The sequence below is a fragment of the Pseudomonas sp. HY13-MNA-CIBAN-0226 genome (assembly GCF_040310305.1).
GTDB lineage: Bacteria > Pseudomonadota > Gammaproteobacteria > Pseudomonadales > Pseudomonadaceae > Aquipseudomonas > Aquipseudomonas gregormendelii.
This window is the reverse complement of sequence record NZ_JBEOPS010000511.1, coordinates 1-246: the sequence shown is the minus strand read 5'-3', so window position 1 is coordinate 246 and position 246 is coordinate 1. Positions and strand designations below refer to the sequence as shown.

Sequence of the window (246 nt, the reverse complement as noted above, 5' to 3'; positions counted from 1 at the left end):
ACAGGGTAAGGCTCAAAAATAAGTTCGCCACCAAATAAATTGCAAAATGGCTGCCCTAATAAAAAGTCACGATTACCATGCATGACTAAAATCTCGCAACCTGCGATCCGTAGTTTTTTTAATTTGACAATTAATGGTGTGAGCCAATGGGTTTGACGCTCGTCTTCTGATAAGGACAAATAAACATCATCACCCAGCCAAACCTCAAACCAATCGCCTAAGATAAACAAACGTTTTAACGCAGGC

Annotated in this window: 1 pseudogene; it reads right to left on the bottom strand. The window is 40.2% G+C overall.

The features are described 5' to 3' along the window. A pseudogene (locus AAEZ05_RS29705) lies at nt 1–246 on the bottom strand (hypothetical protein); the annotation flags it as partial.